Origin of the sequence: Burkholderia sp. MSMB1078WGS (assembly GCF_001528895.1) — a bacterium.
GTDB lineage: Bacteria > Pseudomonadota > Gammaproteobacteria > Burkholderiales > Burkholderiaceae > Burkholderia.
The window spans coordinates 289,473-297,293 of record NZ_LPDI01000102.1 but is presented as its reverse complement, the minus strand read 5'-3'; the positions used below and the strand labels follow the sequence as shown (position 1 = coordinate 297,293).

The window sequence follows — 7,821 nt, the reverse complement described above, 5'->3', positions numbered from 1 at the left end:
GCGTGCCGGCTTCGTTCGTCCAGTTCGTTTGAAAGGGGACCCCGATGAAAGCCGCTGTACTGATTGCATTGACCTGCGTTGCGCTGACCGCTTGCGGCGGCGACGACAATTCCTCGCCCGCGGCGTCCGGCGGATCGGGGACGAGCAACAACGGTGGCGGTGGAACGGGCGGCACGGGGTCGGGCGGGACGGGCAGCGGCGGCACCGGCGGCACTGGTGGATCGGGTGGTTCGGGCGGCAGCACGCTGACGTGGCGCTACGAGGCGCAGCCTGTCGCGGCCGACAAGGCGAGCTTTCTGACGCTGGTCAACAGCGAAGGCGCGAAGGGCTACCGCTATCTGGGTGACTATTTCTACAGCGCGACCAATGGCGGCACGCAATCGATCTTCGTGAACGACGGCACCGCGCAGACCTATACGTACCAGTTGCAGACGGCGCCGGCCGACATGACGTCCTTCGTCAACGCGGCCAACGCGCAAGGAGCGAGCGGTTACCGCTACGAAGGACCGCTCACGTACGGCGATCTCTATCGCAAGGATGGCGGTTCGTCCGCCACCTACACGTACACGACGACGGGCCTGCCGGCCGACGCGAACGCGTTCCTCACGCAGGCGAACGGGCAGGGCCAGTCGGGCTACTGGTTCCTCGGTCCGATGGTGGTGGGCGCCGTGCAGGCGAACGTGTACATGAAGAACAACGCGTCGACCGCGACCTATACGTACGACGCGCTGGCGCCGGCGTCGACCGTCGACGATTTCATCGCCCAGGCCAACAGCGAAGGGGCCAAGGGTTATCGCGCGAAGGGTGGGATGGCATTCGGCACGACGATCTCGTGGATCTACGTGAAGGACCAGACGCAGTCGCCGACCTTCTCGTACCAGTCGGCCGCGATCCAGGCGACCGGCGCGAACTTCGTGCAGCAAGCCAATACGTTCGGCGCGCAGGGTGCCGCGTACTTGAGCGATATCGCGCTCGGCGTTCCGTCGCCGGTGATGGCGTCGTTCTATTTCACGCCGAAGAACTGCACGGGCTTCCTGTGCACGACGCTGAATCCGCTCACGCAGAACTGAGCGGGCGCGTCCGGGGCGGCTGCATCGCACGGCGCGTTCCGTCGAACATGCCCCGCGCGCATTGAATCGAGTGCCTCAGGTGCGCTACATCCGTGGCCGCATCGTTTGTCGCCGGCTTGCCGGCGACATTTCACTTTGTACGTGTGTCGATCGGGCGCGCCGGAAACGCCGAGCGCGCACTGTCTCGACCGGCGCCGTCAGCCGTTGCGAAAGATCTCGTGGTACGCGCTCAACGCCGGCGCCCCGCCAAGATGCGCGTACAGCACCTTCGATCCCGGCTCGAATTCCCCGAGCCGTACCTTGTCGATCATCGCGTGCATCGATTTCCCTTCATAGACGGGATCGGTCAACATGCCTTCCAGCCGGGCGCACAGGCGAATCGCTTCCAGCGTGCCGTCGCTCGGCAAGCCATACTCGGGGCCGCCGTACCGCGTATCGAGCACGACATCCTGTTCGACGATATCGCGGCCGAGCCCGACCAGCTCGGCCGTATGCCGCGCGATCCGCGTAATCTGTTCGCGCGTCTGCTCGGGCTTCGCCGACGCATCGATCCCGATCACGCGATCCGCGCGCCCGTCGGCCGCGAAGCCGACGACCATGCCGGCCTGCGTGCTGCCCGTCACCGAGCAGACGACGACGTAATCGAACTTGAACCCGAGTGCCGCTTCTTGCGCACGCACCTCCTCCGCGAAGCCGACGAATCCGAGCCCGCCGAGTGGATGCTCGGAACACCCGGCCGGAATCGGATACGGCTTGCCGCCCGCCTGCCGCACGCTCTCCATCGCTTCTTCCCAACTGCGGCGAATGCCGATGTCGAAGCCGTCGGAGACGAGCCGCACGTCGGCGCCCATCATCCGGGACAACTGAATGTTGCCGACCCGGTCGTACACCGGATCTTCATAGTTGACCCAGTGTTCCTGCACGAGCACGCACCTCATCCCGAGATGCGCGGCGACGGCCGCCACCTGGCGAGTCTGGTTCGACTGCACGCCGCCGATCGACACGAGCGTATCGGCGCCCTGCGCGAGCGCGTCCGGAACGAGATATTCGAGCTTGCGGGTCTTGTTGCCGCCGAATGCGAGGCCGCTGTTGCAGTCCTCGCGCTTCGCATATAGCTCGACCTTGCCGCCGAGATGCGCGCTCAGGCGCTTGAGTGGCTGGATGGGTGTCGGGCCGAACGTCAGCGGATAGCGGGGGAAGCGTTGCAGGTTCATTGGCGGGGGCTCCGGAAAGGGGAACAAGACGGGAAAGCGGATCGTTCGGGCGCTGCCGGCAGGCCGGGCTCCGATGCAAAAGATGATAGGCAGAAGCGCGGGAAATGAGCTTGCGAAATGAATTGTGTAGACCTACGTTATCGACGATATGAATGCAGGTTAAGCAATTTCAATTCGTTGAAATGGGAGTTGACGCAATGAAATTAGATGGCGGCAGTACATCGCGAGCCGACGCCGCACCGACGCTCGATCGCATCGACCGCGCGATCCTGCGGCAATTGCAGCAGGATGCGTCGATCTCGAACGTGAGCCTCGCGGCGAAAGTGAAGCTGAGCGCGCCGGCGTGCCTGCGGCGCGTCGAGCGGCTCAAGGAAATGGGGCTGATCCGCGGCATCGTCGCGTTGCTCGAACCGAAGCCGCTCGGCGCCGGGATGCTGGTCGTGATCGGCTTCGTACTCGATCGCTCGACGCCGGAAGCGTTCGCCGCGTTCGAGAAGGCGGCGCAGAAAGTGTCGGGGTGTGTCGAATGCCACGTCGTGACGGGAGAGTTCGACTACTTCATGCTCGTGCGCACGCGCGACAACGACAGCTTCAACCGGCTGCATGCCGAGCAGTTGCTTTACTTGCCGGGCGTGCGGCAAGTGCGCTCGTTCATGGTGCTCAAGGAAATCCTGTCGACGCATGCGCTGCCGCTGTAGCGCGGCAGGGCAGCGGGTTTTCGCGTCGGGCGTCCGCGCGGAACGAATCGCGATTGCACCGTTCATACGCCGATTCGCGTCCTTGACTATCATGCGCCGATGCAGGGCAGATGCTGCATGTCGCGACAACCCAACTGTGAGGGCATCATGGCAAGACAGACGATGGCGGAATATCTGGCGAAGACGCTTGCAGCAGCGGGCGTCGAGCGCATCTGGGGCGTGACGGGCGACAGCCTGAACGGCCTGTCGTTCAGCTTGAGCCAGATCGGCTCGATTCGCTGGATGCACACGCGGCACGAGGAAAGCGCGGCGTTCGCGGCCGGCGCCGATGCGGCGTCTACCGGGCGGCTCGCGGTGTGCGCGGGCAGTTGCGGCCCCGGCAACCTGCACCTGATCAACGGGTTGTACGACTGCCACCGCAACCACCAGCCGGTGCTCGCGATCGCCGCGCACATTCCGTCCACGGAGATCGGCCTCGGTTACTTCCAGGAAACCCATCCGCAGGAGCTGTTCCGCGAGTGCAGCCACTTCGCCGAACTCGTGACGAACGCATCGCAGTTCCCGCGCGTGCTGGCGCGTGCGATGCGCACCGCGATCGACGAGCGCGGCGTGGCGGTGATCGTGCTGCCGGGCGATATCGCGCTCGGCGACGGTCCGGACGAGGCGCCGGCGTGGAGCGAAGCGGCGCCGCCGTCGATCCTGCCGGCCGATGCCGATCTCGACCGGCTCGCGGCGCTGCTCAACGGGTCCGACGCGGTCACGCTGCTGTGCGGCAGCGGCACGCAGGGCGCGCACGACGAAGTGGTCGCGCTGGCCGACACGCTCGGCGCGCCGGTCGTGCACGCGCTGCGCGGCAAGCAGTTCGTCGAATGGGACAACCCGTTCGACGTCGGAATGACCGGGCTGATCGGTTTCAGCTCCGGCTATCACGCGATGGAATCGTGCGACACGCTGCTGATGCTCGGCACGGATTTCCCGTACCGGCCGTTTTATCCGACCCATGCGAAGGTCGCGCAGATCGACTGGAAGGGCTCGCAGCTCGGCCATCGCGCGCCGCTCGCGCTCGGGCTCGTCGGCACCGTGAAGGAAACGATCGCGGCGTTGCTGCCGCGGCTCACGCGCAAGACGCAGCGGCGCTTCCTCGAGAACGCGCTGAAGCACTACGCTGCCGCGCGCAAGGGGCTCGACGATCTCGCGGTGGCCGAGCCGCCGGGCCGCGCGATTCATCCGCAGTACCTGACGAAGATCGTCGACGAGGTCGCGGCCGACGACGCGATCTTCACGGCCGACGTCGGCACGCCGACGCTCTGGGCCGCGCGCTACCTGACGATGAACGGCAAGCGGCAACTGCACGGCTCGTTCAACCACGGGTCGATGGCGAATGCGATGCCGCAGGCGCTCGGCGCGCAGGGCGCGCATCCGGGGCGGCAGGTCGTGTCGCTGTCGGGCGACGGCGGCCTGTCGATGCTGCTCGGCGATCTGCTGAGCGCACGCCAGTTGAAGCTGCCGATCAAGATCGTCGTGTACAACAACAGCCTGCTCGGCTTCGTGTCGATGGAGCTGAAGGCGGCCGGCTATCTCGACACGAACGTCGACCTGAGCCCGACCGACTTCGCGGCGATCGCGAAAGGCGCCGGTATTTTCAGCGTGCGCGTCGAGCATTCGGAAAACGTCGAGCACGCGTTGCGTACGGCGTTCGAGCATGACGGGCCGGCCGTGGTCGACGTCGTCACGTCGAAGTACGAGCTCGCGATGCCGCCGAAGATCGAGCTCGCGCATGCGAAGGGCTTCAGCCTGTTCATGCTGCGCGCGATCCTCAGCGGGCGCGGCGACGAGATCGTCGAGCTGGCGAGAACGAATTTGCGGTGAGCGGGAGGCGTAAGCTGGACGGGCGCCGGCCGCCGATCCGGCACGAATTGATCGGATAAATCAGGGACAATCTTCACGTCGCCTTAAGTTTGCTTTTCCTAAAATCGATTGGGTCGCCGCGCCCTGCGGCGGATCGATTCGTCCCAGGAGGATGCGCATGCTCGAGCCCCGTGTCGCCCCAGCCCTGTTCCATGAAGTCGTCGGCATGTCGAAGCCGACGGCGCAACCGCGCGAGGCGCGCCAATGACGTGGCCGAACGCGTGGCGTGTCTCGGCGCTGTTCGTGCGCGAGTGGGTCGAGCGTCCGGCCCTGGTGGGTGCGTTGTGCCCCAGTTCGCGGCATCTGGCGCGCGAGATGGCCGATGCAGTGCCGGACGGCGACGGGCTCGTCGTCGAACTCGGCGGCGGCACCGGCGCGATCACCGCAGCGTTGCTCCAGCGCGGCGTCGCGCCACAGCGCCTCGTCGTGGTCGAACGCTCGCCCGCGTTCGTGCAGCACCTGCGACGACGTTTTCCGGGCGTCTCGATCGTATTGGGCGATGCGCGGCAGCTCGAGCGGCTGCTGCCGCCCGATGCTCGCGTCGATGCGATCGTCTCGTGCCTGCCGCTGCGCACGCTGCCGCGCGAAGACGTGGCGGCGATCGTCGATCAATGCCGTCGTGTGCTGTGGGCCGACGGTGTGATGATTCAGTTCACGTACGATTTGCGGCCGCCCGGCCGTCACCCGCTCGGCGATTCGGCATTCGTTGCCTGCGATAGCCGGATCGTCTGGGCAAATTTTCCGCCTGCGCGCATCGTGACCGTGCGCTGCGCCGCCGCATACGCCGGTTGAGCATGGCTGCGGGGCGCGCTCAGCCGGCGCCCCGTCAAGCCCATTGGTTCGCCGTGCTCATCCATCCGGTTTTCCTTCGGCACGTCGTCACATCGGGTTCCTGCCATCCCGGCCGCGTTCTCCTTCGTTGGCCGTCACCCGCGGAAAGCTAGACCCGCGTGCTGCTCGCCATCTGCACGGCAGGCCGCAACGCGACCCGCTTGACGAAGCGATCGAGCGGCGTCGCATAACCGCGCGCGATGACTGCACTGAAACCTGCCGAAAGCACCAGATACGCGACGAGCAGCACCAGCTTGTCGTCGCCATGTGTGGCAGACGGCGCCCGGAACGTGCGCAGCGCGCCGAGCACGATCAGATGGAACAGGTACAGCTCGTAGCTGAGCCGGCCGCTCCAGCGCAGCGGCGCGAGCACGCGGCCGCGATCGGGCGTGCGTTGCGCATGCGCGCCGATCAGCAGCACGGCCGTGCCGAGCGCCATCGCGGAGACGCCGAATACATGGCTTTCGACGATCGACCACGCGAGATAGAGCGCCGTCATCGCCGTTGCCGTGAGCCATTGCACGGGCGCGGCCGCGAGCGTCTGCCAGCGCGCGCGTTCGGCTAGCAGCGCGGTGCAGCAGCCGATCGCGATACCGTCGAAGCAGGCGAAGTACGCGTACAGGAAGCCGCCTTCGTCGCCCGGATGCGTATAGCGGTACACGGGGCCGATCGCGGCGACCAGCAGCCAGAACGCGAACAGCCACGCGTCGCGGCGCAGTGCGATGCACAGCAGCGGGAACGACAGGTAGAACACTTCTTCGACCGACAGCGACCACAGTACGCCGAGCGCGTAGTTGACCCATCCGTACGCGCCGATCAGCACGTTCATCCAGAACGTGAGCGACGCCAGGTTCACGAGCCAGTACGACACGGCGACGCCCTGCGGCGCATGGTTCGCGAAGATCGGCACGCCGGCCGCGGCCAGTCCGTCGACGAGCGCGAGCAGCAGAAGCAGGCACGGAACGATCCGCGCGATGCGCGACACGTAGAACGTGCGCACGTCGAGCGTGCCGAGGCTGCCCCAGCGGCGGCGCGCATTCGACGTGATCAGGTAGCCCGAGATCGCGAAGAACATCGTCACGCCGTAATTGCCGTTGCGCACGATCGCATGGACCGTGTCCCAGCCGAGCACGCGTGCGAGCGCGGTGTCGCGCAGCGGATACGCGATGTTGAAGTGATGCAGCAGAACGAGCAGGATCGATACGCCGCGCAGCAGGTCGATGCGGGCGTTGCGCGGGGCGGCGCTCATTGCGGCCGGGCCGGTTCGGCGAGCGCCGGCAGCGTCGCGAGAAACGTGTCGCGCGAGCGCAGGCCGGCATTCGGCGTGTGCGCCTGCTCGTCCTGGATCAGGTTCGCGAACACGAGCGTGCGCGGCCCCTTCGTCGCCCAGCCGACGAACCAGCCGTACGCGTGCGCGGCGTCGTACTCGAGGCCCGGCGATCCGGTGCCCGTCTTGCCGTGCACGGTCCAGCCGCCCGGCTGCGCGTCGAGCAGCGTGATGCGTGCGGTCATGTCGTACGCGTGCGCGCTGACGGGCAGCGTGCGGCGGACGATCTTGCGCATGAACGCGACCTGTTCGAGCGACGAGATCCGTAGCGACGAATTGACCCACGCGCCCATCACGCCGGGCAGTTCGCCCTGTTTGCTGGTGACGTCGGCATTGCCGTAGCCGAACGCGCTCGTGTACTGCTGGAAGCGTGCCTGCCCGAGCGCCTGCGCGACCTGCTCCGAATACCAGAATATCGACACCTTCATCCAACGCGCCGGGTCGGTCGGCTCGCGCCACGGCGCACCGCCCCAGTCGGGGTAGCCGGCGTGGAAGTCGAGCGTGGGCGTGTGCTCGTCCTTCAGCACGCCGGCGTCGAAGCCCATCAGGCCGATTGCGACCTTGAACGTCGATGCAGGCGTCACGCGGGTCGTGCAATCGCCCTGTTGCACGAGCACCTTGCCGGTGGCGGCGTCGGCGACGACGGTGCAAACGGGATGGGCGCGAGAGGACGCGGCGGCCACGAGGCCGGCGAAGGCGAACAGCGCATGACGCCAGTGCTTCAAGTGCAGCTCCTTGAAAAGCGTGCGGAAGGGGGGCGGGGCGGCGGGGAG

Annotated in this window: 7 protein-coding genes; 4 read left to right on the top strand and 3 right to left on the bottom strand. The window is 66.7% G+C overall.

Features of this window, described 5'->3' with window-relative positions; genetic code table 11:
* Window positions 1–44 precede the first annotated feature (44 nt).
* Complete coding sequence (locus tag WT24_RS28970) at window positions 45–1,070, top strand: hypothetical protein (protein ID WP_060036646.1); 1,026 nt, start codon at window positions 45–47, stop codon at window positions 1,068–1,070.
* A 197-nt stretch (window positions 1,071–1,267) separates the two neighbouring features.
* Here the strand turns inward: WT24_RS28970 and WT24_RS28965 are convergent, their stop codons facing one another.
* A complete protein-coding gene (locus WT24_RS28965) occupies window positions 1,268–2,284 on the bottom strand; it encodes a 1-aminocyclopropane-1-carboxylate deaminase (RefSeq protein ID WP_060036644.1) in 1,017 nt (338 codons plus the stop codon).
* Between the two features lie 197 nt (window positions 2,285–2,481).
* On the opposite strand from WT24_RS28965, the gene WT24_RS28960 reads away from it, so the two are divergent.
* From WT24_RS28960 to WT24_RS28950, 3 genes are all read left to right on the top strand, one after another.
* The gene (locus tag WT24_RS28960; protein WP_059501736.1) at window positions 2,482–2,982 is read left to right on the top strand and encodes an Lrp/AsnC family transcriptional regulator; all 501 of its coding nucleotides are present in this window, start codon (window positions 2,482–2,484) and stop codon (window positions 2,980–2,982) included.
* A 147-nt stretch (window positions 2,983–3,129) separates the two neighbouring features.
* Window positions 3,130–4,851 (top strand): ubiquinone-dependent pyruvate dehydrogenase, encoded by a 1,722-nt coding sequence (gene poxB / locus WT24_RS28955; RefSeq protein ID WP_059795058.1) that lies wholly within the window; start codon window positions 3,130–3,132, stop codon window positions 4,849–4,851.
* A 243-nt stretch (window positions 4,852–5,094) separates the two neighbouring features.
* Window positions 5,095–5,682: a class I SAM-dependent methyltransferase gene (locus WT24_RS28950; protein WP_060036643.1), complete on the top strand. Its 588-nt coding sequence runs from the start codon at window positions 5,095–5,097 to the stop codon at window positions 5,680–5,682.
* Between the two features lie 148 nt (window positions 5,683–5,830).
* On the opposite strand, the gene WT24_RS28945 is transcribed toward WT24_RS28950, so the two are convergent.
* Together WT24_RS28945 and blaOXA are read right to left on the bottom strand one after the other, a co-directional pair.
* Window positions 5,831–6,970, bottom strand: coding sequence for an acyltransferase (locus tag WT24_RS28945; protein ID WP_060036642.1), 1,140 nt, complete (start codon window positions 6,968–6,970; stop codon window positions 5,831–5,833).
* Window positions 6,967–7,773 (bottom strand): OXA-1043 family class D beta-lactamase, encoded by an 807-nt coding sequence (blaOXA, locus tag WT24_RS28940; protein ID WP_082742316.1) that lies wholly within the window; start codon window positions 7,771–7,773, stop codon window positions 6,967–6,969. Before blaOXA ends, WT24_RS28945 begins: the two co-directional genes overlap by 4 nt.
* Window positions 7,774–7,821: the final 48 nt, after the last annotated feature.